Annotated in this window: 23 protein-coding genes; 8 read left to right on the forward strand and 15 right to left on the reverse strand. The window is 72.7% G+C overall.

Annotation, left to right across the window (positions count from 1 at the left end; genetic code table 11):
* Positions 1–17 precede the first annotated feature (17 nt).
* Positions 18–545: an ATP-binding protein gene (locus ABD841_RS16630; RefSeq protein ID WP_344972363.1), complete on the forward strand. Its 528-nt coding sequence runs from the start codon at positions 18–20 to the stop codon at positions 543–545.
* Here the strand turns inward: ABD841_RS16630 and ABD841_RS16635 are convergent.
* The 3 genes from ABD841_RS16635 to ABD841_RS16645 are packed head-to-tail and all read right to left on the reverse strand — an operon-like array spanning position 432 to position 3,130.
* The gene (locus tag ABD841_RS16635; RefSeq protein ID WP_344972365.1) at positions 432–1,868 is read right to left on the reverse strand and encodes a WS/DGAT/MGAT family O-acyltransferase; all 1,437 of its coding nucleotides are present in this window, start codon (positions 1,866–1,868) and stop codon (positions 432–434) included. The two genes, ABD841_RS16630 and ABD841_RS16635, sit on opposite strands and share 114 nt — an antisense overlap.
* A gap of 3 nt (positions 1,869–1,871) precedes the next feature.
* On the reverse strand, positions 1,872–2,030 hold the full coding sequence (locus ABD841_RS16640; protein WP_344972366.1) for a hypothetical protein: 159 nt from the start codon (positions 2,028–2,030) through the stop codon (positions 1,872–1,874).
* A 29-nt stretch (positions 2,031–2,059) separates the two neighbouring features.
* Positions 2,060–3,130: a PucR family transcriptional regulator gene (locus ABD841_RS16645; protein WP_344972368.1), complete on the reverse strand. Its 1,071-nt coding sequence runs from the start codon at positions 3,128–3,130 to the stop codon at positions 2,060–2,062.
* A 176-nt stretch (positions 3,131–3,306) separates the two neighbouring features.
* Here ABD841_RS16645 and ABD841_RS16650 point away from each other — a divergent pair, with 176 nt between their 5' ends.
* Complete coding sequence (locus ABD841_RS16650) at positions 3,307–4,614, forward strand: glycine hydroxymethyltransferase (RefSeq protein WP_344972370.1); 1,308 nt, start codon at positions 3,307–3,309, stop codon at positions 4,612–4,614.
* 242 nt (positions 4,615–4,856) lie between these two features.
* On the opposite strand, the gene ABD841_RS16655 is transcribed toward ABD841_RS16650, so the two are convergent.
* Positions 4,857–5,957: an NADH:flavin oxidoreductase/NADH oxidase gene (locus tag ABD841_RS16655; RefSeq protein ID WP_344972371.1), complete on the reverse strand. Its 1,101-nt coding sequence runs from the start codon at positions 5,955–5,957 to the stop codon at positions 4,857–4,859.
* Positions 5,958–6,126: 169 nt separating this feature from the next.
* Between ABD841_RS16655 and ABD841_RS16660 the strand changes: the two genes are divergently transcribed.
* The 3 genes from ABD841_RS16660 to ABD841_RS16670 all read left to right on the forward strand — a co-directional run bounded on the left by ABD841_RS16660 (position 6,127) and on the right by ABD841_RS16670 (position 9,792).
* Complete coding sequence (locus ABD841_RS16660; RefSeq protein ID WP_344972373.1) at positions 6,127–6,474, forward strand: ArsR/SmtB family transcription factor; 348 nt, start codon at positions 6,127–6,129, stop codon at positions 6,472–6,474.
* Between the two features lie 155 nt (positions 6,475–6,629).
* Entirely contained in the window at positions 6,630–6,848 is a 219-nt protein-coding gene (locus tag ABD841_RS16665) for a DUF2277 domain-containing protein (RefSeq protein ID WP_344972375.1), read from the forward strand.
* 373 nt (positions 6,849–7,221) lie between these two features.
* Positions 7,222–9,792, forward strand: a complete 2,571-nt coding sequence (locus ABD841_RS16670; protein ID WP_344972377.1) for an MXAN_6230/SCO0854 family RING domain-containing protein — start codon at positions 7,222–7,224, stop codon at positions 9,790–9,792.
* 116 nt (positions 9,793–9,908) lie between these two features.
* On the opposite strand, the gene ABD841_RS16675 is transcribed toward ABD841_RS16670, so the two are convergent.
* The 6 genes from ABD841_RS16675 to ABD841_RS16700 all read right to left on the reverse strand — a co-directional run bounded on the left by ABD841_RS16675 (position 9,909) and on the right by ABD841_RS16700 (position 16,710).
* Positions 9,909–10,079 carry a hypothetical protein gene (locus ABD841_RS16675; RefSeq protein WP_344972379.1) on the reverse strand — a complete coding sequence of 57 codons (171 nt, stop codon included), beginning with the start codon at positions 10,077–10,079 and terminating at the stop codon, positions 9,909–9,911.
* Between the two features lie 154 nt (positions 10,080–10,233).
* Positions 10,234–11,106 (reverse strand): alpha/beta fold hydrolase, encoded by an 873-nt coding sequence (locus tag ABD841_RS16680; protein ID WP_344972381.1) that lies wholly within the window; start codon positions 11,104–11,106, stop codon positions 10,234–10,236.
* A complete protein-coding gene (locus tag ABD841_RS16685; protein WP_344972383.1) occupies positions 11,078–11,569 on the reverse strand; it encodes a hypothetical protein in 492 nt (163 codons plus the stop codon). Before ABD841_RS16685 ends, ABD841_RS16680 begins: the two co-directional genes overlap by 29 nt.
* Positions 11,570–11,693: 124 nt before the next feature.
* Positions 11,694–13,757, reverse strand: coding sequence for a phosphocholine-specific phospholipase C (locus tag ABD841_RS16690; protein ID WP_344972385.1), 2,064 nt, complete (start codon positions 13,755–13,757; stop codon positions 11,694–11,696).
* A 187-nt stretch (positions 13,758–13,944) separates the two neighbouring features.
* Positions 13,945–15,927, reverse strand: a complete 1,983-nt coding sequence (locus ABD841_RS16695; RefSeq protein ID WP_344972387.1) for a Xaa-Pro dipeptidyl-peptidase — start codon at positions 15,925–15,927, stop codon at positions 13,945–13,947.
* A 159-nt stretch (positions 15,928–16,086) separates the two neighbouring features.
* A complete protein-coding gene (locus tag ABD841_RS16700) occupies positions 16,087–16,710 on the reverse strand; it encodes a TetR/AcrR family transcriptional regulator (RefSeq protein WP_344972389.1) in 624 nt (207 codons plus the stop codon).
* 89 nt (positions 16,711–16,799) lie between these two features.
* Here ABD841_RS16700 and ABD841_RS16705 point away from each other — a divergent pair, with 89 nt between their 5' ends.
* Positions 16,800–17,819, forward strand: coding sequence for an oxygenase MpaB family protein (locus tag ABD841_RS16705; RefSeq protein WP_344972391.1), 1,020 nt, complete (start codon positions 16,800–16,802; stop codon positions 17,817–17,819).
* Between the two features lie 46 nt (positions 17,820–17,865).
* Here the strand turns inward: ABD841_RS16705 and ABD841_RS16710 are convergent, their stop codons facing one another.
* A complete protein-coding gene (locus tag ABD841_RS16710) occupies positions 17,866–18,036 on the reverse strand; it encodes a hypothetical protein (protein ID WP_344972393.1) in 171 nt (56 codons plus the stop codon).
* A 158-nt stretch (positions 18,037–18,194) separates the two neighbouring features.
* Here ABD841_RS16710 and ABD841_RS16715 point away from each other — a divergent pair, with 158 nt between their 5' ends.
* The gene (locus ABD841_RS16715; RefSeq protein ID WP_344972395.1) at positions 18,195–18,845 is read left to right on the forward strand and encodes a nucleotidyltransferase domain-containing protein; all 651 of its coding nucleotides are present in this window, start codon (positions 18,195–18,197) and stop codon (positions 18,843–18,845) included.
* A 677-nt stretch (positions 18,846–19,522) separates the two neighbouring features.
* Here the strand turns inward: ABD841_RS16715 and ABD841_RS16720 are convergent.
* A complete protein-coding gene (locus ABD841_RS16720; RefSeq protein WP_344972397.1) occupies positions 19,523–19,924 on the reverse strand; it encodes a hypothetical protein in 402 nt (133 codons plus the stop codon).
* Positions 19,925–20,130: 206 nt separating this feature from the next.
* Positions 20,131–20,280 carry a hypothetical protein gene (locus tag ABD841_RS16725; RefSeq protein ID WP_344972399.1) on the reverse strand — a complete coding sequence of 50 codons (150 nt, stop codon included), beginning with the start codon at positions 20,278–20,280 and terminating at the stop codon, positions 20,131–20,133.
* Between the two features lie 111 nt (positions 20,281–20,391).
* Here ABD841_RS16725 and ABD841_RS16730 point away from each other — a divergent pair, with 111 nt between their 5' ends.
* Positions 20,392–20,547 (forward strand): hypothetical protein, encoded by a 156-nt coding sequence (locus tag ABD841_RS16730; protein WP_344972401.1) that lies wholly within the window; start codon positions 20,392–20,394, stop codon positions 20,545–20,547.
* Positions 20,548–20,656: 109 nt separating this feature from the next.
* Here the strand turns inward: ABD841_RS16730 and ABD841_RS16735 are convergent, their stop codons facing one another.
* Both ABD841_RS16735 and katG read right to left on the reverse strand, forming a co-directional pair.
* A complete protein-coding gene (locus ABD841_RS16735) occupies positions 20,657–21,796 on the reverse strand; it encodes an MBL fold metallo-hydrolase (protein ID WP_344972403.1) in 1,140 nt (379 codons plus the stop codon).
* A gap of 578 nt (positions 21,797–22,374) precedes the next feature.
* Positions 22,375–24,606 carry a catalase/peroxidase HPI gene (gene katG, locus ABD841_RS16740; protein WP_344972405.1) on the reverse strand — a complete coding sequence of 744 codons (2,232 nt, stop codon included), beginning with the start codon at positions 24,604–24,606 and terminating at the stop codon, positions 22,375–22,377.
* Positions 24,607–24,633 lie beyond the last annotated feature (27 nt).

A 24,633-nucleotide genomic window follows, 5' to 3' on the forward strand; every position in this document is an offset into this window, starting at 1 on the left:
GATGTGAAGGAGGGACTGTGGAGGCCACGATCGCGTTGCGTCTACCGCGTGACGCCGCGAGTGTTCCCGTCATCAGACAGCTTCTGGACTCCTCGCTCCGCACCCTCGGTGTGGAGGCCTGGGTCCGGGAGGACATTCAGCTCATGCTTTCGGAGGCATGCTCCAACGTCATCAAACACGCGACACCGAGCGACGACTACATGGTGAGCACGGAACTCGCCCGCGACCGGTGTGTGATCAAAGTCGTGGACGCCGGAGGAGGCTTCGATTTCACCGAGGCCGCCCTGGCCGCCCCCACGGCGGAACACGGCAGGGGGCTGCAGATCATGCGCGCCCTGGCCGACGACATCCGCTTCACCAGCAGGCCCGAGCGCGGCTCCGTCGTCTGCCTGGAGAAGAGCCTGCGTTTCGTCGAGGACGCCCCCGGGCTGTCACTGCTGCTCAGCGAGGAGCTTCAGCTCCAGCAGAGCGTCCCGGAGATGGTGGGTGATCGTCCACACGTCGGGGACCATCTCCCGGCAGGCGATCACGCCGACGTCAAGTGAGCCGTCGTACGAGAAGACGGTGATGTTGAGGCCGCCGCTGGCGTCGGTGACCACCGAGACGGGGTGGTAGGCCAGCAGCCGGACGCCGCTGACGTACAGGGGGATCTGCGGGCCGGGGACGTTGGAGATCAGCACGTTGATCGGCCCCGCGCTCCCGGCGAAGAGGGCGAACGCCGCGCGGGCCGCCAGGCCGGTCAGCGCGGAGGGCATCATGTCGCTGATCTCCTGTATCCAGCGGGCCGGGGCCAGCGACGAGCGTTCCTTGATCAGGCGCATCGCGTCGCGCACGGCCATCAGGCGCTCCACCGGATCGGCGATGTGCGTGGCCAGTACGGTGATCATGATGGTGACCTGGTTGCCGGCGCCCTGGTCGCCGAGAGCGCGCAGTGAGAACGGCACCCCCGCGACGAGAGGCTGGTCGGGCAGGGCACCGTGCTTGAGCAGCCACCGTCGCAGCGCCCCGGCGCACAGGGTCATCACCACGTCGTTCACCGTGACGCCGAAGGCGTTCTTGACCTGCTTGACGTCGTCCAGGGACAGCCTGGTGAAGGCGAACCGGCGGTGAGCGGTGATCGGGCCGCTGAAGGGGGTCCGCGGGACGGGCATGCGGGGAAGCGCGGGCACCTCGGCCGCGCCGGACAGCCGGGCGGCCAGGTCACGGGCGATCCGTGAGACCAGCCCGGCCCCGGGCACCTGGGAGACCAGCGGGATCTCGTCCAGGTGCGGCACCGCGTCGGCCAGGAACCGCACCATGTGGACCGGGTTGACGACGGCCTTGGCCACCCCCCTGGTGACCATCTCGGGCGTGCCGATCCGCTCCTCGGGCCCCCGCAGGGGAGCCATCTCGATCTCCGGGGGCTCGGGCGAGGTGTCCAGCAGGGTGGCGAGCACGTCCGCCCCGGTGACGCCGTCGACCGCCGCGTGGTGGACCTTCGTGTACAGGGCCGTCCGGCCACCGGCGAGGCCGTGGATGAGATACATCTCCCACAGCGGCCGCCCCCGGTCCAGCCGGCGGGCGTGCAGCCGGGCCACCTGCTCACCGAGCTGTTCGTCGTCGCCCGGTGCGGGCAGCGCGATCTCGCGCACATGGTAGTCGAGGTCGATCCTCGCGTCCTCGGTCCAGTACGGGTGGTCCAGGCCGAGTGGGACGAAGGCGAGCCGGAGCCGGAGCGGCGCGGTCAGGTGAAGTCGCCTGGCGAGCAGGGAGAGCAGGTCGGCGCGGGACAGCCCGCCGGACAGGATCGCCAGTCCCCCGATGTTCGCGACGTTCGTCGCGGTCTCGAAGTTGAGGAACTGCGTGTCCACCGCGCTCAGCTGCCGCACCGTCTACCTCCGGTATGTCCTGCTTCCATGCTGCTCCCGGGCGGTCGTCAGAGCCAGCGCCGCCAAGACGGCGAGCACGACCACCGAGACCAGGAGCAACGCCGGCGGGATGAGCAGGAGCACGATCACGATGGTGATGATCTCGCTGATCAACTGCAGCACCGCAGTGCTGTGCCCCGTTTTCTCCGCCGCTACACCGTATTCCAGCGAACGAGCTTCAACGCGAGATGGAGTTCTAACCTGTGGGCCCCGTCCTTGAGCCTGCGGTCGGTCAGCTGCTCGATTCTGGCCAGACGGTAATAGAGGCTCGTGCGGTGCAGATGGAGCCGGCGCGCGGTCTCCTGGGCGTCTCCCCCGGTGTCGAGGTAGGTCTCCAGGGTCAGCGTGAGCGCCGGGTGCTCCTTCAACGGGGCCAGCGGGGTGGCGGCCTGGGCGAGCGGGAGGGCGGCCGACTCGGCGAGCAGCCGGTAGGCCCCCAGCGCGGCCCAGTGGGCGACCGGCCCCAGCACGGGCTCGGCCGCCGCCGCGCGGGCCGCGGTGACCGCCTGGGCGTGCGCCTCGACGGCCGCTTCGAGCCCCGGGTGGACGTCACTGACCCCGGCGCTCCCGCCGGTTCTGGCGGCCAGCCGCTCGCCCAGCGTCTGAGCGTCCTCGCCGCGGTTCAGCAGGAGCACGGCGTGCCGGTCGAGGACCGTGAAGGCCGGAGGGCGGCGGCCCCTGGCGACCTCGGCGGTGACCACGTCGCGCAGGCCGGCCGGGTCGCCCCGCACCGCCAGGACCCGCAGCGGCCCCTCGCCGAGCACCCCGGCCGCCCGCCGCGCGGCGAGCACGCCGGTGAGCAGGTGGCGCAGGGTGTGGGAGCTGCCGCCGTCGTCGAGCAGGGCGGCGATCGCCGCCGCGTCGCGCACGGCCCTGGCCTCCTCCGCCGGCGTCAGCGGGCCCGCGCCCTCGATGATCCACAGGTAGCCGACGCGGCGGTCCTGGTGGAGCAGGGGCACGCAGAGCCGGGCCGCCATGCCCAGGTCGGGGTTGCTCGGGACCCGGACCGGCTCCCGGGTCACGGCCACCCCGTGCGCCTCCTGCCAGGCCCCCACCTCCGCGGGGACCGAGCGGGACAGGATGGCGTGGGCCCGGACCTGGTCGACCTCGCCGTGGTGCGCGCTGTGCGCGACGACCCGGCCCTCCAGGTCGTCCACGGACATGCCACGGCCCAGGGCCGCGGCCAGCGACTCCAGAATGTCCTGAACATCGTCCGCGATCACACCTTGATCCTACAGATGTAGGAACGATCTCCGCTGATGGAATGATGACTCGCCCCGGCGTGGGCCGTACCGTCGCAGTCATCAGCTCGTGCATCGGCTCGTGCATCTGTTCTTGCATCAGCTTGTGCATCCGGCCGTGCATTCGGTCGCGCCGTCACCGTGGGGAGGGAACCGTCGTGGAGAAGCGCAGCCGTGTCGCCCCCTGGGCACCGTCCCGGGCGCAGCTGCGCCTGGCCGAGCTGGAGTCCGAGGTGGCCGGGCTGGGCCTCGCGGGGGTCACCCGCCTGGTCGACGCGGTGCTCGCCGAGCACCGGGGGCGCCTCGACGAGGACGGCGTGGTCCTGTACGCGGGCACCAACACGATGAGCGAGCGGGCACGGGCCGCCTACGAGGTCTCACTGGGCAGCCGCCCGTCGACGGGCTGGCCGGGTGAGAAGCCGCAGACCGGCCTGGACGAGGTGGACGTGCTGGAGGTGCTCGCCCCGCTCCAGGTCGCGGCGGTGATGGGCGGCACGTTCGCCGAGGTGCGGCTGCAGAGCGCGACGCTGGCCACCCTCGCCTGCTACGGCGCCTTCACCGACCCCGGGGACACCGTCGCGATCCTGCCGGAGAGCGCCTGCGGCCACGCCGGCCACCACGCCCGGGGCGCCGCCGGGATCCGGGGCCTGCGGGTGGTCGACCTGCCCTACGACGCCGGGCGGTTCGACGTCGACCACACCGCCCTGCCGGCGTTCCTGCGCGAGCACCGTCCCGCCCTGGTGATGGTCGGGGCGAGCCTGATGCTCTTCCCGTACGACGTCGCGCGGATCCGCGCGGCCTGCGACGAGGTCGGTGCGCTGCTGCTCTACGACGCCTCGCAGGTGGCGGGCCTGATCGCGGGCGGGCGGTTCCAGCACCCGCTGGACGAGGGCGCGCACGTGCTGACCATGTCGACCTACGCGTCCTTCGGCGGCCCGCCGGGCGCGGCCGTCGTCACCCGCGACGAGGACCTCGCCCGCCGGGTGTCGGCGGCGGCCTGCCCCGGCCTGACCGCCAACTACGACGCCTCCCGTCTGGCGCCGCTGGCCGTCACGGCCGCCGAGCACGCCGCCCAGGGGCCGGCCTACGCCGACCGCTGCGTCGCCAACGCGGCCGCCCTGGCCGCGGCGCTGCACCGCGAGGGCTTCGCCGTGACGGCCACGCACCGGGGCTGGACCGCCTCGCACCACGTGGCGGTGGACGCCGCCGCGTTCGGCGGAGGGGACGAGGCGGCCCGGTCGCTGGCCGAGGGCGGACTCTATCTCGGCGGCATCGCCCTGCCCGGCCAGCCCCCCGGCGAGCCCGCGCGGGGCCTGCGGATGGGCACCCAGGAGGTGACCCGCCGCGGCCTCGGCCCGGACGCCATGGAAGAGGTCGCGGTGCTGATGCGCCGCCTGCTCGTCGACGGCCATCCGCCGATCAAGATCCTCCAGGAGGCGATGGCCCTGCGCCGCGCCGTCTCATGAGCCCGGACCGGCCCGCTTGACCCCCGGGGCACGCCCCGGCGGGCCGGTCCGTCAACGTCGCCGCCCCACGGTCCCCCCTGCGGACCGGCCCGCGAACCCCCCACGCGGGCCGGTCACTCTTCTCCCGCCCCACCGGCCCCCGGCGGCCGGCCCGCTCTCGGGTGACCGGCCCGCTCCCCGGCCCGCGCCCCCGCCGGACGCGGCGGGCCGTGCCCGCCGGAGCTTCCGGGCCGTCCCGCGGGTCAGACCGCGCGGTGGTACTGGTCGGGCCAGCGGGCGGCCGCGGGGGCGAGCTCGCGGGCGGCGAGGTTGGGCCAGTACGGGTTGCGCAGCAGCTCGCGGCCGAGGAGCACGGCGTCGGCCTGGCCGGTGGCGACGATCTCCTCGGCCTGGCGGGGACGGGTGATCTCGCCGACGGCGCCGACCGGCAGGTCCGTCTCGGCCTTCACCCGGGCGGCGAACGGCACCTGGTACCCGGGGCCGGTGGGGATGCGCGCCCCGGCGACGTTGCCGCCGGTGGAGACGTCGAGCAGGTCGACGCCGTGGGCGAGCAGGTCCTTGGCGAACCGGACGGTGTCGTCGGCGGTCCAGCCCTCACGGTCGTCCAGGGGATCCTCGGCCAGCCAGTCGGTCGCCGAGATGCGGAAGAACACCGGCAGCTCGTCCGGCCAGACCGCGCGCACCGCGTCGACCACCCGCAGCGCGAACCGGGTGCGGCCTTCGTAGGAACCGCCGTAGGCGTCGGTACGGCGGTTGCTGAAGGGCGACAGGAACTCGCCGATCAGGTAGCCGTGCGCGCCGTGCACCTCGGCCACCTCGAAACCCGCCGCCAGCGCCCGCCGCGCCGCCGCGGCGAAGTCGTCCACGATCCGGTCGATCTCGGCGACGCTGAGCTCCGTGGGAACGGGGTAGCCCTCGCCGAAGGGGAGCGGGCTCGGCCCGACCGGCTGCCAGCCGTGCTCGCCGGTGCCGGTGGGCCCGCCGCCCTGCCAGGGGCGGCGGGTGGACGCCTTGCGCCCGGCGTGCGCGAGCTGGACGCCGGGCACGGCGCCGTGCTCGCGCAGCAGGCGGGTGATCCGGGCGAACCCCTCCTGCTGGCGGTCGTTCCAGATGCCGAGGTCGGCCGGGCTGATCCGGCCCTCGGGCGCCACCGCGGTGGCCTCCGTCAGGATGAGGCCGGCGCCGCCGACCGCGCGGGCGGCCAGGTGGGCGAGGTGCCAGTCGGTCGGCACCCCCAGGTCCGGTCCCTCGACGGGCGCGGAGTACTGGCACATGGGAGCCATCCAGACCCGGTTGGGAACGGTGAGGTCGCGCAGCGTCAGGGGTTCGAACAGGGCGCTCACGGCAGGGCTCCTTCTTCAGGTTCTTCCGGGTTTCGGGCTCTTCGGGTCTCTCGCGGGGCGGATCGACGCGCCCCCGGGCTCCGCTTAATACGATAATCTACGTACTACGACAAATGTCAAACTACGACTTCTTTCGTACAATCGAGTGAGTCGCAGGAAAGGAGCCGCCGTGCCGACCGCATCCGTCAGGGCTCTGGAGCACCCCACGTGCGAGGAGATCCGGCTGGAGGGCGTGCTGCACGCGCTGTCCGACCCGATGCGCCTGCAGATCGTGCGCTACCTGTCGCGACTGCCCGAAGGCGAGGAGGCCGCCTGCTCGGCGATCGAACTGGCGATCGCCAAGTCGACCACCACGCACCACTTCCGGGTGCTGCGCGAGGCCGGAGTGGTCAGCCAGGTCTACCGGGGCACCGCGAAGATGAACGCGCTACGCCGCCGTGACCTCGACACCCTCTTCCCCGGACTGCTCGACACCGTCCTGCGCGCCGACGCGGCCCAGCGACGGCGCACCGACTGAACCACCCCGCACCTGTTCCCGCGCCGGCCCGCGTGTCCGGGTTCCGCTCCGGCCCGCCTCCGGCGACCGGACGCCGGGGCACGGCACCCGGTCGCCGATCGGGGCGCCCCGCCTCGCCCGCACGGAATGTCGGCGACGCGGAGTACGGTCCTGTCATGTGCCGCAGCATCAAGACCCTCCGTGAGCCCTTCACCAGTGACGTGACCGATGACGACGTCCGGGCCGCCGCGCTCCAGTACGTCCGCAAGGTGTCCGGCTTCCGCTCCCCGTCGGCCCGCAACGCCGAGGTCTTCGAGCGGGCCGTGGACGCGGTGGCCGCCGCCACCCGGAACCTGCTGGACGAGCTCCAGCTCAGGCAGGCCTCCCGGAGCTGACTCCGGGAGAGAACGAGACACCGGTGCGCGTGGCGGGCGTGGCGGCACGGTAGCGGGTGCCCGTCGTGGGAGGAGCAGGGTCGCCTGCGAAAATCCGGGCGACAGAAGGTGATCTATCTCAGTATGGTGGTCACGAGCGGCGGCTCCTGGACGTGCTTCCTTCTTCTCTCTCTCAAAGGACATGTAGTGCGTCCGCTCTCCGCCTCTCCTCGCCGTTCCGGGCCCGCTCGCGCGGGCCCGGAACGGCTTTCCGGAAGTCTCCGGCCTCGCTCCGGGCGAAGTTCCCAGGCGTCATACGAAATCACCTCGTTCCGGGTGGAGTCGCCGTGTTCCCGGCGGAGCCGGAGCGGAGTCGGCACAGGAGGGGATCACGATGGACCAGACGGCGGAGATCCTGCTGCGCCGGCGCCGGCTCGTGCTGCCCTCCCTGCCGGCCGCGCGGGGCGGTCCCCTCCCGCCGGGGCATGAGCCCCGCCGCCGGCGGGGGCTGCGCCGGATCACCGCGCCCGACGCCCGGCAGGGTGTCCAGGTGCTGGAGACCGAACTCCTGCAGTACGGGTTCGCGCTGTCGGCCGGGCTGCGGGCCGCGTTCGAGCGGATGGACCCGCACGACCTCGCCGCTGCCGGCAACCGGCTGCTGAGCGCGCTGCCGGCGGAGCTTGGCGGGCACGTGGAGCACGTGCCGCTGTTCCGCCGGTTCCCCGAGAGCGTGCCCGCCGACACGGAGGAGTTCTACGTGCGCCGGGTGTTCGCCTTCCTGCTGCAGGACCCGGAGCAGCCGTGCGCGCTGTGCGGGCGGTCCGGGACCGTGCACGCGGTCTCCCCCTGCGCCCATCTGGTCTGCCGCGCCTGCTGGGACGGCTCCGACTTCGCCGGCTGCCCGATCTGCCACCGCAGGATCGACCCGGACGACCCGTTCCTGCGCCCGGCCGACGACCCGGTGGCCGAGACCGCGCCGGTCCCGGGCCGCAGGCTCGTCCTGCTCTCGCTCTGCGACGACGCCGCCGCGGGCGCCCTGGCCGTCGTCCGTCCCCTGCTGGAGCGCGCCACCCCGCTCTCGGCACGCGACCGCGACGACGTGATCGCGCTGGTCGGCGCCCACCTGCCGGACTCCGCGGGATGGCTGCCCGAGAACATCCCGGCCCGCGAGACCCGGGCGGCCGTCCTGGCGGCGCTGCTGCCCCGCCTCGACGCGGCGGCCGCGCGTGACCTCCTGGACCGGTACGCGGACACCGCGACCGACGTGCTGCGCCTGCTCTACGCGTTCATGGGGGGCGACCCGGGCCTGCGCACCCGGCCGGCGCGCCGCGTCTCGCCGCCCCGCCGGCTGCGGCGGGCGCTGCTGGCCCGCCTCGACGCGCTGGCCCTGCCGTACCTCGTGGAGGACCTGCACCGCCACGCCGAGGCGTGGAAGCACATGGCCGAGGTGCTGCACCCGCACGAGTTCCACGGCCGCCACCCGACGGCGGCGCTGGCGTTCACCATGCTGCGCGGCACCCCGCTCACCGGCGCGTTCGGGCAGGCGATGCTGGAGCAGGCGGCCAAATATCCCGAGGTGGTGCGCACCGGCGACGGGCGGCTGCGCCTCCTGGGCTTCGGCGCCCGCGTCGAGAGGGCGCTGGGCGGGGGCGAGCCGGTGCTGCCGCTGCTCGCCACCCGTCCGGGCGAGCTCGTCCGCCGGCTGGGCCAGGTCCTCTCCGCGGGCGAGGAGGGCGTGGCCGAGGCGGTCGCGGCCGCGGCTCCGCGGGTCGCCCCCGGCGTGCTGCTCGCCGCCCTCGGCAGGCTCCGCGCGCTGCCGGGCGGGACACGCGTGTTCTTCCCGCGCGGCAGCACCGCGCGTGCCTGGGTGGAGGCGGACAGGCGCCCGGAGCTGCCCGGGGAGGAGAGCGCGCGGGTCCGCGCGGCGCTCACCGCCGAACTGCTCCGCCGGGCCGCCGCGCTGCCCCCGCTCGGGCGGATGATGCTGGACGAGAGTCTGGACGACCTGATCGCGCCGACCTCCGAGCGTTCCGACTCGGCCGCCCTGGTCCGGATGCCGCGCGGCAGCGTGCAGCCGCTCCCCGAGGGCGAGCGGATCCGGCTGTTCCTGCACTGGGCGCAGCCGCCGCAGGAGCGGATCGACCTCGACCTGTCGGTGGTGCTCTACGACACGCGCTGGAAGTACGTCGGCCACTGCGACTACACGAGCCTGCGCCTGAGGGGCGCCGCCGCGGTGCACTCGGGCGACCTGACCTCCGCCCCCGAGCCGCTCGGTGCCTCGGAGTTCGTCGACCTCGACGTCCCCGCGCTGCGGGCCCTGGGCGGGCGGTACGCGCTGGCGGTCGTGTTCAGCTACAACGACGTCCCGTTCGAGAGCCTGGTGCGCGGGTTCGCCGGGTTCATGGACCGGCCCGGTGACCTGTTCGACCCGCGGGCGGTCGAGCAGCGCTTCGACCTGTCCGGGTCCGCGAAGATCCAGGTTCCGCTGGTGGCCGACCTCTGGTCGCGCACGCTGCGCTGGGTGGACCTCAGCCAGACCAGCGGCGGGTACGGGCACAACGTGGCCGGTTACCACGAGCGGCTGGCCCGCCTGGGGGCGGCGATGGAGGATTCCTACGGCCTGGGCGGCCGGGTCACGCTGTGGGAGGTGGCGTGCTGGCACGCCGCGGGTCGCGCCGGGGAGGTGCTGGTGCGCCGCCCCGACGGCTCCGTCTCCCGCTACGCCCGCCGTCCGGGCGAGAACGCCGCGGGCTTCGCCGACCGGCTGCTGGCCCGGGAGCCCGACGGGCCGTGGGAGGGCTCGGTGGACGGCGCGGATCTCGCCGCGCTCGTCCACGCGGATGTGGACCTGCCCGAGGGGGCCGGGCTCTACGCGCTGTACCCGTGGAGCGCGGACCCCGGCCGGGTGACCCTGCTGGACGCCGCCGACCTGGTCAGCGCCCTGGCTCCGGGCTCCTCCCGCTGAGTGCCGCCCCGGTCTCCGGCGGTCTCCGTCGGGCCCCGGCCGTCACGTCCTCCGGTGAGCCCCGGTCTCCGCGTGCCGGGGCGGGGCTCCCGTGGCGGATCACCGCCGGGTCGTGGTCAGCGGCGCGCGCCCGAGGAGCGCATGAGCCTGCTCGCCGCGTAGATCACCCCGCCCACCAGGCCGATGATCAGGGCCCACTTGAGCAGGGCGAAGGCGAAGCCCAGGATCGGACCGAGCAGGAAGAAGGCGAGCACCACGGCCGCCACGATCAGAAGAATTCGTCCCATGTGCTCCACGTTAGGGCCTGCTCACGGCGGACGGCAGGGCCGCGAGCCGATGTCAGGGTCAAGCCAGGGTTTCCCCGCAGAGCCGCCCTGAGTCGGACCGCTGTCCGGCCGGACGTCGGCGGTGCGGCGGGCCTGGGACCGGCTTCCACGTAGATCACGCGCGCGCCCGCTGCGACCTCCACGTGCGCTCGAAGAACTCGGTGATCAGCCGGGCCACGTCGCCGGGCTTCTCCTGGACCATGTTGTGGCTGGCCGCCAGCTCCACCACCCGGATGTGGGGGTGCGCCTCGGTGACGGGCGCCAGATCGCGGCGTATCCCGCGGCGCAGGGCCGCCATGAGCTCGCTGCCGGGCATGCCCGGCGGGTCCTGGGTGGGCAGGACCACCAGGGCGGGACACCGCACCGCCGGCAGCGACGGGATGGCGTCGCGGAAGTGGGGGGCGTAGCGTACGGCGGCCAGGAGCCGCGGGCCCGGCCGCAGGTAGCTGTCACCGCCGGAGGTGGTCACGGCGCGCGGCGGGAGCGCGGCGACCTGCCCGGGCGGCAACGGCCGGGCCATCGCCGCCGCCTGGGCGTCGAACATCGCCTTCAGCTGCGCCAGCTCCCGTTCCACCAGGGCCGGGTCCATGCCGGGATAGTTCGCGGGCTCGTTCTCGGCCGAGCGCAGGCCGTCGAGGTTGACGATGGCCGGGCACTCCGGATGGCGCGCGGCCCACAGGGTGGCCAGCATCCCGCCCAGCGAGTGGCCGACGATCGCCGGCGCGCCGAGCCCCAGGTGGTCCGCCACCGCCTCGATGTCGTCCAGGACCGCGTCCCACTCCCATGGGGCGTCGCCCGACAGGCCGTGCCCGCGCAGGTCCATGGCGACCACACGGTACGCGCCCGTCAGCGGCGGCGTCACCTCCTGCCAGGCGTCCAGCGTGCCGCCCAGACCGTGCAGGAGCAGGACGGGCGGGCCGTCGCCGCCGTGGTCGCGCACGGCGAGCGGGATCGGGTGGTCAGTGATGGTCACGTCGTGCTGCGACATGCTGCTCCTTGGGGATGGTGAGCCGGGCGCGGATCGACGCGGTCGTCACCCCGCCGCCGGGGTGCCGGTCGAGCTTCGCGCGTTTGACCAGGTCGTGAACACCCTGGCGGGTGATGCCGAGCATCGCCGCCGCGGTGGCGAAGCTCACCGCCTCCGCTCCCGGATGACCGGCCCGGCGCGCCACGGCGCGCCCGAAGGCGGTGCGCCACCACTCGTCGGGCGGGTCGAACGGCCCGTCGCCGGGGAAGAGCGCGGCGATCAGCCGCGCGGAGGTCATGACGGCCAGGCGGTCGTCCGGCCCCAGCAGTTGCGCGGCCCACACCTCGGCCTGCACGCGCAGCCGCTCCCGCACGTCGCCCACGTCGTCGCCGGGGTCCAGGAGGATCTCCAGCGGGTCGACGATCCGCGTCTCGATCAGGCGCGTCAGCTCGCGCGCCAGTTCCACGTGTTCCGCAGTGCCCACTTGACAGACAATAGCAAGTACTTGCTATTTCCTGTCAAGTAGCTACGGGGTGGGGCCCGGGACGGGAACCGTGCCCGGCGCGCACCGGCGGAAGGCCGGTGCGCGCCGGGGCCGCCGGAAAGGGTCAGCCCGTGACGCTCGGCCGGCCGTTCTCGACATGGCCCATCAGGCGGCGGGCGTAGGAGGGGTCGTCGTCACAGGTGATCCGGACGTCGTACCAGCCGTGCGTCTCCTCCACCGGCCAGATGACCTGGCGGTACTGACCCGCGCCCAGCGGCACGGTCTGCTCCTTGTCGCCATAGGCGTCGGCCCGCACCCTCAGGGTCAGCCGGTGGTCGCCCAGGTTGGTGATCTCGATCCGGACCTTCCGGGGATCGATGTCGATCACCTGCTGGACCTGGACCCCGGCGGCTTTGCCCGCCAGGGTCCCGGCGAACTCGCGGCGGAAGCCGTTCGGGCCGGTCAGGACCAGGTCGTAACGGTCCTTGACCTCGACGGTGCGGGTGGTGACGCCCAGGGCGTCCAGGTGGAGGGGGTGCTCGAACTCGCCCGCGTAGGGGTAGAGCGCCAGGTGGGCGCTGTCGCGGCCGGTGTTGGCCAGGGTGACCTCCAGGGAGGTGCCGAGCAGCCGGGCCCAGGAGTTCAGCTGGTACGGCAGCGGCCGGGCCGGGCGGGTGCCCTCCTCCTGCACCGGCATCCGCTGCTCGGCCGGGGGCGAGGGCCGCCAGCGGCCGGTGAAGGCCGGAACCGGCGCGGGGAGGGCCGGGGAGGGCCGGGGACCGGCGGAGGTGAAGTCGAAGGCGGAGGTCAGGTCGCCGGAGACCGTACGCCGCCAGGGGGAGATGTCCGGGAAGCGGACCCCGAGCCAGGTCTCCAGGAACCGCACGGTCGAGGAGTGGTCGAAGATCTGCGAGCAGGTGTAACCGCCGGCGGTCCACGGCGAGATGACCGTCATGGGCACCCGGATGCCCAGCCCGATCGGGTTGCCGTTGTAGAACTCCGCCGTCTGCTCGGCGGGCGGCAGCGGGGGCGGCATGTGGTCGAAGAAACCGTCGTTCTCGTCGTAGGTGATGAACAGCGCGGTCGACTGCCACACCTCGGGGGTGGAGGCGATCGCGTCGAGGATGTCGTAGGTGATCCGCGCGCTCTGGATCGGTGAGGAGGCCGAGGGGTGCTCGGAGTCGGCCGCCGGGGGCACGATGTAGCTCACCTGGGGCAGCGTCCCGGCCTCGACGTCGGCCCGGAAGGCCTGCGCCAGCGTGGTGGACGGCACTCGGCGCAGCGCCCGGTCGAACAGCGAGCGCTCCTGCGGGGTGAGCTGCGCGACGCCCTCCTCCAGGCGGGCGAGCAACGCCTGGCGCCGCGGCTCCGTGGCGGAGAGGACCGCGCCGTAGAAGGAGTCCATGCTCCTGAAGTCGCCGAGCAGCGCCTTGCGGGCGATCTGCCGGAACCGGGCGAAGAACTCCAGGTTGTTGTCCTGGTAGTTGTCCCATTCGTGGTAGACGCGCCAGGAGTGACCGGCGGTCTCCAGGATCTCCCCGGCGTTGGCCCAGGTGTAGCCCGCGTGGGTGTCCTCGTTGTAGGCGGCGTTGTCGATGGCCCGTTTGGTGGTCCCGGGTTCGAAGCCCGTGTGCCCGCTGACGTGGTAGTTCCGGTTGGGGCTGGTGGAGGACAGCACCGAGCAGAAGTAGTGGTCGCAGACGGTGAAGGTGTCGGCGAGTTCGTACTGCAGCGGGATGTCCTGCCGTTCGTAGTACGTCATCGTGGCCGGGGACTTGGCCGGGATCCAGCCGTTGTGCCAGCCCTTGGCGGCCGAGGCCTGGCCGTCGTTCCAGCCGTGCGGCAGCGCGGAGATCCACTGGAGGTCCTTGCCGACGAGTCCGGCGGCCTCACGTACCGAGAAGGGCAGTACGCTTCCGCCGGCCATGGGCTGCTCGAAGACCGGCCTGCCGCCGGGGAGCCGGATCGCGTTGCGGTCGCCGTACCCCCGCACACCGCGCAGCGTGCCGAAGTAGTGGTCGAACGAACGGTTCTCCTGCATCAGGAAGACGACGTGCTTGATCGCGGACAGGCCGCCGGGGGGTACCGGCATCGCCAGCGCGCGATGGACGGAGGGCGGCAGCAACGAGCCCGCCAGCATTCCTGCGCCGACTGCGAGGAACCTTCGCCGGGAGGGGCCTTCGGACATGGGACTTCCTTTCACGGGGGAGCCCCGGAAGGCTTTCAATGGCGATAAACCAGTCCTTTAGCGACAGGTGTCCGGCAGGTGAAACGGGTGCGGCGACCTCGGCGCGGGCCCGGGTCCGGCGGAGCCGGGCGGGACGGAGCCGCGGCCCGCCCGGGGACGGTTCTCCCCGGGCGGGCCGCGAGAACCGTCAGCCGAGGGCGGAGCGGCCTCCCACGAGCGGGAGCGTGACCGAGCTCGCGCCCGGCTCGACCGAGACGCCGGTTCCGGCGGGCAGGCGCAGGGTGAAGTCGCGGTCGGTGGAGATGAGCACGACGCCGATCCGGTGGCCGGCCTTGACGACGTAGTCGTTCGGCTGGAGGTCGAAGCGGAAGTCGTAGAAGCGGCCCTCGCTCAGCAGGTGGGTGCGGGAGTCGGAGCGGCGGTTGCGGACGTCGAGCCAGCCCCTGGTGATGATCTTGTAGGGCGCGGTCACCGTGACGTGCTCGGCCAGGCGCGCGCACCCGGTGTCGCCGGGCACGCCCTCCCCGTAGCAGACCGGGGTGGCGCCGTAGGCGACGTCCCCGTAGGCGCGGGCGTCGGTGCCGTAGTCCACGAGCAGCGCCGTCAGGTACGGCGAGCGCCCGCCCCGGAAGGCCGCCCGGACCTCGACCCGCGGGGTGCCGGACAGCCGCGCGTCGGCGGTCAGCGGGGCGGACAGGTAGGCGAGGCGGTTGGGGTCGGTCGCGGCGGCGTTCTCGGCGAGTTGCTCGGCGGTGCGGGCGTTCTGGTCGACGAAGGACTCGACCGCGCGGCCCCGGGCGCGCTCCCGGCTCAGGGTGCCGTTGCCGCCGCCGGTCCCGGCGGCCAGGTGGAGGCGGACGTCCCGGGTGCCCGGCAGCGGCCAGGAGGCGTGCTGGGCCCACTGGCCGGGCCCGAACTCGACGTCGGCCTGCGGCTCGTCCATGATGCCGTTGCGCAGGCCGTACAGGTGGAAGTCGAACCAGCGGTGGAGCTGGCGCAGCCACTCGGCGTTGCGCCCGGCGAAGGAGAACGGGTTGAAGTGGGCGCCCTGGTGGAGCCAGATCTTCCGGGGCACGCCGCGCTCGGCGAGGGCGTCCCACCACTGGACGGCCTGCTTGGTCTTGACGTTCCAGTCGTTGAGGCCGTGCACCAGGAAGACGGCCGCGCGGACCTTGCGCACGTCGTTGAGGTAGTTGCGCCGGTCCCAGAAGTCGGAGTAGTCGCCGGTGACGCGGTCCTGCTCCGCCTCGATCCGGTCGACGAGCGCCCCGCACGCCTGTTCGGCGTCCTGCCGCGTCAGGACGTAGCGGGCGAGCACGTCGGCGTCCTCACCCTGGTAGCCGCCGGGGGCCAGCACGCCGCCGTTGGCGCGGTAGTAGTCGTACCAGGAGGAGATGGCCGCGATCGGCACGATCGCTTTGAGCCCCTTGACCCCGGTCGCGGCGACGGCGTTGGGGAGCGTGCCGTTGTAGGAGACGCCGATCATGCCGACGTTGCCGGTGGACCAGTCGGCCCTGACCTCGTTGCCCGCGGCGTCGAAACCGCGGGCGCGGCCGTTGAGCCAGTCGATCACGGCCTTGGGCCCGGCGGTCTCGTTGTCCAGGCCGGTGGTCGGGCAGCCGGTCGCGCGGCCCGAGCCGAGGTTCTCGACCAGCGCGATCGCGTAGCCGCGCGGCACGAAGTAGTTGTCGTAGTAGCCGCGGAAGGGCGGCGCGACCGCGCGGGCCGCGCGGCCGTCGTCGGTGCCGAACATCTCGTCGCGCAGGTCGTCGAACTTGTTGCGCCGGTACTCCATGCCCGCCGGGTCGGAGCCGTCGAGGTCGACGACGTGGTTGGCCACGTCGTTGCCGCCCGCGTAGTAGGGGCTGGCCTCCATGATGACCGGGACCTTCAGGCCCGAGGCGGTCTCCTTGGGGCGCATGATGTCGACGGCGACCCGGTCGGGGAGCCCGTCGGCGTCGCTGTCGACCCCGGCGACCTCGACGAACACGGTCTCGGTCAGCGCCTCGGCGCGGGAGTGGACGGGCTGGGTCTCGTTGTTCTCGACCGGCGCGGCCGCGGGCGGCCGGGGTGAGGAGGCCGCGGACGCGGCGGGGACGGTCGCCGGGGGCAGGGCAGTCACGGGTAGGGCCACCGCCACGGCGAGCAGGAGGCTCTTCCATCTGTTCATCGAGGGTCGCTCCGAAAGCCGATGGAGATTTGACAGCTGCCGTCAATCTCTTCGACCCGATCTTCTCCTGCAAGATCTTGGATGTAACGAATCAGCCGCTACGTGTCGTTGCGGGCGGCCCTCCGGCGGCGGCCCCGGACTGTCCGCCCGGTCACGCCGTCACGCGACGCAGGGCGCCAGCAGGAGCGCGGCGGCGTGCTCGACGACGGCGTCCAGGTCGTCGCCGAGGCTGCCGGCCAGCCATTGCTGGGCGAGCTCCACCATCGCGCCGGTGAACATCGCGGCGCCGACTCGTGCCAGGCGCGGATCGGTGGCGGGGCGCGTCCGGGTCTCCTGCTGCAGGACCGCGTCCATCAGCGCGGTCTGGGTGGCCTGCCGGCGAGCGGTCAGCACGGGGTTGGCGCGGGCCTCGGTGAACAGCACCCGGCCCCGGCGCGGATCGGCCGAGCTGAAGTCCAGCACGGTGCGGATGCCGGCCCGGATCCGTTCCGCCAGGTCGTCACCGGCCGCCTCCAGGACCGCCAGGAGGCGTTCGGCCAGCTCGGCGGCGACCTTGTCGTAGACCGCGCCGAGGAGCTGGCCGGTGTCGGTGAAGCTCTCGTAGAAGTAACGGGCGTGCAGGGCCGCGGCCCGGCACACCGCGCGCACCGACACCCCCGCCTCGCCCTGGGTGCCGAACAGCTCGAGCGCCGCCTCCACCAACCGGGCACGGCGCTCGCCGCGTCGGACGGTCAGCGGCACGCCGGCCCACCGGGTCGCTGCGGTCTCCGTGTCGCTCGCCACAGGCCAAGCCTATCCACCCGACTCTGGCTACACATGTAACCAGAATTTTCCTATTCTGGTTACATCTGTAGCCAGAGTTGGGAGTCGGTATGGCCCCCCTGCCTCACCACACGCTCACCCGGCACCTCGCCGGACGGTTCGACCGCTACTTCGACACCCACGTGCGGTCCCGCTTCTTCCGGGGACTCGACTTCGCCGGCCCCGCAGGTGATCCCGGCTGGTTCGGCCCCGGCAGCGCGGTGTGGCACGTGCACTCCCACACCCCGGCGCTGGCCTTCGGGCTGGCGTGCGCGGCCTACCTGGAAGGGCTGGACCCCAGCATCTACTGGATGGGCGTCGACCACTCCCGGATCACCGCCAGGGACTCCGAAGGCAGACCGACCGGCGAGTTCGACGTGGAAGGCGCCGCCGTACGGTTCGGGCACTCCCTGTCGTTCTTCATCGGCACCGCCTACGGCTCCACCGAGACCGCCGAGCGCCTCGCCCGCACCGTGCGCGCCATGCACCACACCGTCAAGGGCACCCGCCCCGACGGCCTCGCCTACGACGCCGACGACCCCGGCTGGCTGCGCTGGAACTACGCCACCGTCGTCTGGGGCCTGGCCACCGCGCACGAGCGCTACCACCCCCGCCCGCTGCGCGGGAAGGATCTGGACCGCTACTACGGCGAGTTCGTCCGCGTCGGCCACGCGCTCGGCGGCACCGACCTTCCCGCCACCAAGGCCGACACCCTCGAATGCCTCCGGTCCTACCTCCCCCGCCTGGCCGTCACCTCCGGCAAGGCGGCACGCACCGGCCCCAACCTTCGCAACACCCCGACCACCCTGCTCACCGGCCCGTTCATGGACTGGGCCATCCGCGACACCCTTCCGGGCTGGGCCGCCCGCATGGTCATGCACCAGCCGCCCAACCCCGTCGAACGACGAGCCCGCCGCACCACCCTCTGGCTGGCCCTCAACGGCGTCCACACCGTCACCGGACCCCTCAGGGAGTTCCGCCAGGCGCAGGCCAGGGTCGCCGCCGGCACCACCGGCGACCACACCACACCCGCCCACGAACCCGGAACCGACCCCGTCCGCAGCCGCCGGGAGGCCGAAGCCATGGCCTGAACCGGGACGGACACCTCACTCGCCGATCGGGCGCCCAGGCTCCCGATCACGCGCCCGGACGCCCGATCGGCGAGGTGACGTGGATGGGCGCCGAGAGCGCCGGCATGACCATCCCGGCCACCCCGGAGGAGCCCTCGGGCTCGTGCGGGCCGATGTCGTGGCGCCGGTCCCAGGTGCAGAGCTTGACCTGCAGCAGCGCCACGTCGCCGTACAGCATGAGCCATCGGATCGGACATGCGCCGGATCGGGGCGCGTCCGGCCGGACACGTGCGAGGCCGGGACACGCCCGGAACCGGGACACGGGCCGGGGAACCACGGCGCGGGCGCCCGGAAAACCTGTACTGGCGGGAGCCGCCGGCCTGGCAAGCTGTGCGGGTGGAGATTCGGTACGTTCCAGACCACTCGGTGCTGTCAGTGGTGGTCGGCTCGCGGGCCTACGGGCTGGAGACCGCGGAGTCCGACGTCGACCGGCGCGGCGTCTTCGTGGCGCCGACCCGGCAGTTCTGGCGCCTGTCGAAGCCTCCCACCCACGTCGAGGGGCCGCTGCCCGAGCAGTTCTCCTGGGAGGTGGAGCGGTTCTGCGGCCTGGCGCTGGAGGCGAACCCGACGGTCCTGGAGTGCCTGTGGTCGCCCCTCGTCGAGCACACCACCCCGGCGGGCGAGGAGCTGATCTCCATCCGCCGGGCGTTCCTGTCGGCGCGTGCCCACCAGACCTTCACCCGGTACGCCGACGCCCAGTTCCGCCGCCTGGACCCCGACCGGCCCCGGTGGAAGCAGGCCATGCACATGATGCGGCTGCTGCTGAGCGGACTGCACCTGGTCGCCCACGGCGAGCCCCTGGTCCGGATGGACACCCACCGCGACCGCCTGCTCGCGGTGCGGCGCGGCGAGGTGCCCTGGGCGGAGGTCGAGCGCTGGCGCGCGGAGCTGATGGCCGGGTTCGACGGGGCGGGCGCGCTGCCCGCCGAGCCCGACCGGCGGCGCGTGGAGGAGTACCTGATGAGTACGAGGGAGGCGGCGCTCTGACCGCGAGCGGCCGTGGTACGACCACGCGAACCGGAGGCGGCGCTCCGGCCGTGAGCGGTCACGTCACGGTCGCGAGAACCGGAGAGGCGGCGCCGTGACCGTCACCCTGCCCGCCTGACTGCCGGAGATCCCGGCCGGCCAGGCGTACTCGGCGGCGTTCGCCACCGTCGGCGGCGCCCACCTGTACGGCTTCCCCTCCGCCGACCCCTGTTGGACAGTGTTCTCGGGAGCGTGATTTCGGAGAGGCGGGCCTCCACAGCCGACGTACCGGAGTCTTCCATGGAAGCGGCCCGCCCCCGCATCACCGGGGGCGGGCCGTATTGCCCGGCGAGGGCACCTATATGACGCACACCCCAAACGGGAGGTTTACGCCCCTGCCGAATCCCGCCCGGCGACGAACGTGCCGAGCCCCGGGACAGAGTAGGCCACGCCCTGGTCTTTCAGCCGGGTCAGCACCTTGCGGGCGGTGCCGGTACTGCATTCGTCGAGCTCGACACCGCCGTCGGGGCGCTGTACGTCGACTCCCGGCGGATGGGCGCCTGCACCGGTCCGCGCGGCCTGCACTGGCCCTGATCTTCCGGCCGGGCACGCCAACCCTGGGCGTTACCCCGGGGCCCGGCCGGAACGCGGCCCCGCTCACTTGGAGGAGGAGCGGGGCCGCCACACAACAAGCGTGGTCACGCCAGCATCAGGAAACGGATCGCGACGGAAGCGCCACAAAGGACGGCATACAGGCCGATCTCGACGGTCTCGGTCCACGGCTGGGTCCGGCGCACCGCCCCATCCACATGGATGAGTGTCATGAGCCCGCAAGCGACCGCGATGAGGTCGAACACGATCAGGTGGTGCTCGGGATCGGGCGCCGCGGCGAGCGCAACCCAGGTGATCGCTACCGCGACACCTCCCAGGCAGCGCCCGAAGTACACGGTGAGGTCCGTGGGAGTCGAGGCAGCTTCCCACTGAAACCAGCGCGCCCAACGCAGCGGCGCCACCAGGAGCGGAAGGGCGTAGAAGGCGAGAAAGCCAACCGCGGAGACGAGCAGGAACCAGCTGGCGAGAGGGAACTGCGTATCGATCACAAGAGCTCCATGGGGGGTCGCGGCATCCCCCAGGCAGGCGAGATATCGAAAGCTCAACCCGGCGGCTGGCGGAGACGGTCTCTCGACGTTGGCAAGATCGCCTTGCGGCTCGCTTGTCACCCACTGCAATCCCTGGAGAGGGCGCCTCTTAGCAGCGCCCCGACAAAGCCCCACTGACGAACGGCGAGGGCTTCGTCGTTCGCGGACTACGGGCGCACCAGAAGCGCGAGCAGGTCTTCGCCGCCGCACATGACCACAAACGCCACCACCACGATCGCGATGACGACGACCCGCACCTGCCGCCCCCAGCTCTCGGGGACGGTCACGCTCATCATGAAGTTCTTGTTCTCAGACACAGGGGGCTTCCTCACTGTCATAAGACGTGGACGGTCACCGGACCTGGGGTTCACTCAGCGGCAGAGCGCTACGCTGGACAGCGTTGACAGCCCAGAACAGCGCTCGGACCCATGTCCGATTGTTCTTCGAAGGCAGAGCTGGCGGAGGCCGGGGATGCCTCCCGCCTGCCCGACACGGCGTCGGCGGGCGCTGCCCTGCACGAACTGGTCGTCCGCACCCGCCTGTCGGCGGGCGCTTCGGAGAAGCTCGCGCCCGCCGAGGCCTGAACACCACCCGAGGACCCGCGCCCGCCGGCCCGAGCGCCACCGCGGCGGACGGAACGTCCCACCGCGGCCCGAGCGCCACCGCGGCCCGAGCGCCACCGCGGCCCGAGCGCTACCGCGGCGGGCGGAGCGTCCCGCCGCCGTGGAGCATCTCCCACCAGCTCTCCAGCATGGGCACGTCGCCGGTGTCGACGCGCTCGCCCGGCCGGGGGACCACGATGCGGATGTCACGGGCCTTGGCCTCGCGCCACAGGCGGTCGACGGGCTCGGCCCACGGGTGGGTGGCAAGGGTGAAGGTCGCCCAGTGCACCGGCAGCATGAGCCGGCCGCCCAGGTCGAGGTGGGCGTCGACCGCCTCCTCCGGGGTCATGTGGATGTCGGGCCAGGCGGGGCTGTAGGCGCCGATCGGCAGGAGCGTGAGGTCGAAGGGGCCGTGCGCGGCCCCGATCCCGGCGTAGCCGTCGAAGTATCCGGAGTCTCCGGCGTAGAAGACCCGCTTGGCGCGGCCGGCGATCACCCAGGAGCCCCATAGGGTGACGTTGCGGACGAGCGTGCGCCCGGAGAAGTGCCGGGCGGCGGTGGCGACGAACCGCAGGCCGGCGACGGTCGCCTCCTCCTCCCAGTCGAGCTCGACGATCCGCGAGGGGGGCACGCCCCACCGCTCCAGATGGGCGCCGATGCCCAGCGGGACCAGGAAGGGCGCGACCTGCAGCGCGGTGAGGGCGCGGACCGTCGCGCGGTCGAGGTGATCGTAGTGGTCATGGGAGATCACGATCGCGTCGAGCGGCGGCAGGCCCGCCAGCGGCCCCGGCAGCGGATGCAGGCGACGGGGACCGATCAGCTGGGTGGGCGAGGCACGCCTGCTCCACACCGGGTCGACGAGCACGCGGCGGCCCTCGATCTCCAGCAGCGCGGTCGCGTGACCGTACCAGACGACGCTCAGCCCGTCGCGGGATGGCCCGCCGGACGGCGAGGTGACCACCGGGATCTTCGCCGCCGGGCGGCGCTCCTCCCGGTTGAAGAGCATGTTCCAGGCGATTTCCCGTGCGCTCTGCGGCGACGGCGCCGCCACGCTCGGCACGGAGTTGCGGAAGACGCCGTCGCGGAACTGCGGCGAGCGGCGCATCCGCTCCAGCCGCTCCCCCGTGGCCCGGCCGCCGAGCTCGGCCGGAACGTCTTTCAGTGCCCATCCCGCGACGGCCAGCGCCAGTCCACCCGCGACGGCACGCCCGATCGATCTGCTTCTCGCCATCCGCCCCACGCTCCCCACATAGCTCGCCCCAAAAAACGATCTAGATTTCACCGGTGTTCCCGTTTCGCTCTGGGCGAGAGGCGTCATGCGGGCGGGCGCCCGGCCCGCGCCGGCGCCGGCGCGGGGGCAGTCGAGGGCGTCGGTTGCGCGAAGCCTGGCCCGGAGCGCCTCGTGCAGGCGCTGCCGAACACCGGCGCTTCAGCCGACGCCGGCATGCCATGCCGGTGCCGGGCGACCGCCTAGGCTCCGGCGTCGGGCCGGTCGGGGAGCAGCCCTTTGCCGATGTGCCGGTTCCGGCGGCACCCCTCGATGAAGCCGCAGGCGCTGCAGCGGATCGTGGTTCCGGTGGCCATCCATTCGTCCAGGTGGCCCTGAGCGCAGAGCCGCGGTTCGGTGCCGTGTTCCCGCGACCGGGCCGGCAGGGCGACTGCGGCGCGGATGCCGGCTCGGCCCTGCCCGACCGCGCCCCTCTCGACGTCGCGCCGGAGACGGACGACGCCGAGGCCCTTCGACTGAAGCCGAGGTCCTTCGACTGAGACGTCCAGGTCGGCCGGCGCGGGCCGACCTGGACGTCATGATCAGACGAGGTCGAACCGGTCGAGGTTCATCACCTTGTTCCACGCCGCGACGAAGTCGTTCACGAACTTCTCCTTCGCGTCATCGCTCGCGTAGACCTCCGCGAGCGCGCGCAGCTCGGAGTTCGAGCCGAAGACGAGGTCGGCACGGCTGCCGGTCCACTTCACCTCGCCCGTGGCGGCGTCACGAGCCTCGAACGTGTTCGCGTCCTCGGACGTCGCCTTCCACGTCGTGCCCAGGTCGAGCAGGTTGACGAAGAAGTCGTTGGTCAGGGACCCGGGCGTCGCGGTGAGGACGCCGAGCGGCGACTGCCGGTAGTTCGCGCCCAGGACGCGGAGGCCGCCGACGAGGACCGTCATCTCGGGGGCGCTCAGGGTCAGCAGATTCGCCCGGTCGATCAGCAGGTACTCGGCCGGCAGCCGGTTGCCCTTCCCGAGGTAGTTGCGGAACCCGTCGGCGGTCGGCTCGAGCGCGGCGAACGACTCCACGTCGGTCTGCTCCTGCGACGCGTCCACGCGGCCCGGCGTGAAGGGGACCTCGACGTCGAAGCCGGCGTCCTCGGCGGCCTGCTCGACGGCGGCACACCCGCCGAGCACGATCAGGTCGGCGAGCGAGACCTGCTTGCCGCCGGTCTGGGCGGCGTTGAAGGCCTCCTGGACCCCCTCCAGAGTGCGCAGCACCGTCGCCAGCTGGTCGGGGTCGTTGACCTCCCAGCCGCTCTGCGGCTCGAGGCGGATGCGCGCGCCGTTGGCGCCGCCGCGCTTGTCGCTGCCACGGAAGGACGAGGCCGACGCCCACGCGGTGGACACGAGCTGGGACACCGACAGGCCCGAGGCGAGGATCCGGCCCTTGAGGGAGGCGATGTCCGCGGCGTCGACGAGCTCGTGCGTCACCTCGGGGAGGGGGTCCTGCCACAGCAGCGTCTCGGCCGGGACCTCCGGGCCGAGATAGCGCACGACCGGGCCCATGTCGCGGTGGGTCAGCTTGAACCACGCCCGGGCGAAGGCGTCCGCCAGCTCGTCGGGGTTCTCGAGCCAGCGTCGCGTGATCTGCTCGTAGATCGGGTCGAACCGGAGCGCGAGGTCGGTCGTCAGCATCGTCGGCGCGTGGCTCTTCGACGGGTCGTGGGCGTCGGGGACGGTACCGGCCCCGGCGCCGTCCTTCGGCCGCCACTGGTGCGCGCCGGCGGGGCTCTTGAACAGCTCCCACTCGTAGCCGTACAGGATCTCGAGGAAGCTGTTGTCCCACGTCACGGGGGTGTTCGTCCAGATGCCCTCGAGACCGCTGGTGATCGTGTCGGCGCCCTTGCCGGTGCCGAACGTGTTCTTCCATCCGAGGCCCTGCGCCTCGATCGGGGCAGCCTCGGGATCGGGGCCGACGTGGTCGGCCGGGCCCGCGCCGTGGGTCTTGCCGAAGGTGTGACCGCCCACGATCAGGGCGGCCGTCTCCTCGTCGTTCATCGCCATCCGCCGGAACGTCTCACGGATGTCGCGGGCCGCGGCGAGCGGGTCCGGGTTGCCGTTCGGGCCCTCCGGGTTGACGTAGATGAGGCCCATCTGGACCGCGGCGAGGGGGTTCTCGAGCTCCCGGTCGCCGGTGTAGCGCTCGTCACCGAGCCAGGTGGACTCGGGGCCCCAGTAGACGTCCTCGTCGGCCTCCCAGACGTCCTCACGACCACCGGCGAAGCCGAAGGTCTTGAAACCCATCGACTCCAGGGCGACGTTACCGGTGAGGATCATGAGGTCGGCCCACGAGATCTTCTGGCCGTACTTCTTCTTGACCGGCCACAGCAGGCGGCGGGCCTTGTCGAGGTTTCCGTTGTCCGGCCAGCTGTTGAGGGGGGCGAAGCGCTGCTGGCCGGCCCCGGCGCCGCCGCGGCCGTCGCTGATCCGGTAGGTGCCCGCGCTGTGCCACGCCATCCGGATCATGAACGGGCCGTAGTGGCCGAAGTCGGCCGGCCACCAGTCCTGCGAGGTCGTCAGCACCTCCGCGATGTCCTGCTTCACGGCCGCGAGGTCGAGGCTCTTGAACGCCTCGGCGTAGTCGAACTCCTCGCCGAGGGGGTTGGCCACGGGGGGGTTCTTGGCGAGGATCTTCAGGTTCAGCCGCTCCGGCCACCACTGACGGTTTCCGCCGCCCTGAGTCGGGTGCGGGGCACGCCCGTGCGCGACCGGGCAGCCACCCGCGCTCTCCGGCTTCGGGTCTGTGACGATTGCGTCATGGTTCTCAGACATGGAAATCCTTCCGGACTGGAGGGGATC

This window comes from Streptosporangium fragile, assembly GCF_039534445.1.
GTDB lineage: Bacteria > Actinomycetota > Actinomycetes > Streptosporangiales > Streptosporangiaceae > Streptosporangium > Streptosporangium fragile.

Coding starts and splice junctions, on each gene's coding strand:
- ABD841_RS16665 (WP_344972375.1), top strand. CDS start 6,630: ATGTGCCGCAGCATCAAGACCCTCCGTGAGCCCTTCACCAGTGACGTG.
- ABD841_RS16670 (WP_344972377.1), top strand. CDS start 7,222: ATGGACCAGACGGCGGAGATCCTGCTGCGCCGGCGCCGGCTCGTGCTG.
- ABD841_RS16675 (WP_344972379.1), bottom strand. CDS start 10,079: ATGGGACGAATTCTTCTGATCGTGGCGGCCGTGGTGCTCGCCTTCTTC.
- ABD841_RS16680 (WP_344972381.1), bottom strand. CDS start 11,106: ATGTCGCAGCACGACGTGACCATCACTGACCACCCGATCCCGCTCGCC.
- ABD841_RS16690 (WP_344972385.1), bottom strand. CDS start 13,757: ATGTCCGAAGGCCCCTCCCGGCGAAGGTTCCTCGCAGTCGGCGCAGGA.
- ABD841_RS16695 (WP_344972387.1), bottom strand. CDS start 15,927: ATGAACAGATGGAAGAGCCTCCTGCTCGCCGTGGCGGTGGCCCTACCC.
- ABD841_RS16705 (WP_344972391.1), top strand. CDS start 16,800: ATGGCCCCCCTGCCTCACCACACGCTCACCCGGCACCTCGCCGGACGG.
- ABD841_RS16710 (WP_344972393.1), bottom strand. CDS start 18,036: ATGCTGTACGGCGACGTGGCGCTGCTGCAGGTCAAGCTCTGCACCTGG.
- ABD841_RS16730 (WP_344972401.1), top strand. CDS start 20,392: ATGTCCGATTGTTCTTCGAAGGCAGAGCTGGCGGAGGCCGGGGATGCC.
- ABD841_RS16735 (WP_344972403.1), bottom strand. CDS start 21,796: ATGGCGAGAAGCAGATCGATCGGGCGTGCCGTCGCGGGTGGACTGGCG.
- katG (WP_344972405.1), bottom strand. CDS start 24,606: ATGTCTGAGAACCATGACGCAATCGTCACAGACCCGAAGCCGGAGAGC.